Origin of the sequence: Kocuria sp. CCUG 69068, from assembly GCF_020833785.1 — a bacterium.
Taxonomy (GTDB): domain Bacteria; phylum Actinomycetota; class Actinomycetes; order Actinomycetales; family Micrococcaceae; genus Kocuria; species Kocuria rosea.
The window spans coordinates 1-1,420 of the sequence record NZ_PDDL01000236.1 but is presented as its reverse complement, the minus strand read 5'-3'; the positions used below and the strand labels follow the sequence as shown (position 1 = coordinate 1,420).

Here is a 1,420-nt window from a genome sequence, read left to right as displayed (position 1 = left end):
GGGACTGTCGCTCTAACGGTGTAAGAGGCGTTTCCATGGTTAGTGGTTCTCCGCCGCCGGCATCCGGTCGGCGAAGGTGATGGCGAAGGCGTTCAGCGCCGGCTTCCACCGTGTGACCCATCGTGTCTGCCCGGTGCCCTTCGGGTCCAGGGATCGCACGACCAGGTACAGCGTCTTCATCGCGGACTGCTCATTCGGGAAGTGGCCACGTGCCCGCACCGCCCTGCGGAACCGGGCGTTGAGGGACTCGATGGCATTCGTCGAGCAGATCACCCGGCGGATCTCCACGTCGTAGTCCAAGAACGGCACGAACTCGCTCCACGCCGCCCGCCACAGCCGGCTGATCGCCGGGTACTGGGCGCCCCACTTGTCCTCCACCTCCTCCAGGGCGGCCTCGGCGGCAGCGGCGGTCGGGGCGGTGTAGACGGGCTTGAGGTCCTTGGCGAGCTCGTCCCAGTACTTCCTCGAGGCGTACCGGAACGTCCCGCGGATCAGGTGGATGATGCAGGTCTGCACCGTGGCCAGCGGGAACACCGCGTTCACGCTGTCGGGCAAGCCCTTGAGCCCGTCGCACACCACGAAGAACACGTCCCTGACCCCGCGGGACTTCAGGTCGTTGAGGACCGCGTACCAGAATTTCGCCGACTCCCCGTCGCCGTCCCCGGCCCGCATGCCCAGGATGTCCTTGTGCCCGGCCAGGTCCACCCCGATCGCGGCGTACACGGGTCGGTTGCGGACCTGCCCGTCCCTGACTTTGACCATGATCGCGTCGATGAAGACCGCCGCGTAGACCTGCTCCAGGGGCCGGGCCCACCAGGCCTGCATCTCGTCCACGACGCGGTCGGTGATACGGGTGACGGTGTCCTTGGAGACCTCCGCGCCGTAGACCTCGCCCAGGTGCGCGCTGATCTCCCCGGTGGTCAGCCCCTTGGCCGACAGCGAGAGCACGACCTGGTCCAGGTCCGTCAGCCGCCGCTGACGCTTACGCACGATCACCGGCTCGAAGCTGGCTTCCCGGTCCCGTGGGACCTCGATCTCGACGGGGCCGGCGTTGTCGGTGATCACCGTCTTGACCCGCCTCCCGTTGCGCGAGTTGCCCCGGTTACGCCCCTCGGGTTCGCCGGGCTGGTAGCCGAGGTGTTCGTTCATCTCCTCGTCCAGGGCGGCCTCGACGACCATCTTGGTCAGCTGCTTCAACAGCCCGCCGGGACCGGTCAACGCCGCCCCGCTGGCGCGGGCGGCACGGACCAGCTCCCGGACGGTGTCTTGTTCGACCGCGCTCAGCTGCGCGTTCTCTTCCGGCTCGTCACCGGGTGTCGGTGGGCTCACGTCCACCAGTGTCTCGATGTTCTCGCTCATGTCGACCCTCCAACCCCGAACGGGGTGATTGGGCCTCTTACACCGTTACTGCGATAGTCCC

At 67.5% G+C, this 1,420-nt stretch carries 1 protein-coding gene; it reads right to left on the bottom strand.

The features are described 5' to 3' along the window. Positions 1-39 precede the first annotated feature (39 nt). Complete coding sequence (locus CRM73_RS19255) at positions 40-1,359, bottom strand: IS256 family transposase (RefSeq protein WP_229588804.1); 1,320 nt, start codon at positions 1,357-1,359, stop codon at positions 40-42. Positions 1,360-1,420 lie beyond the last annotated feature (61 nt).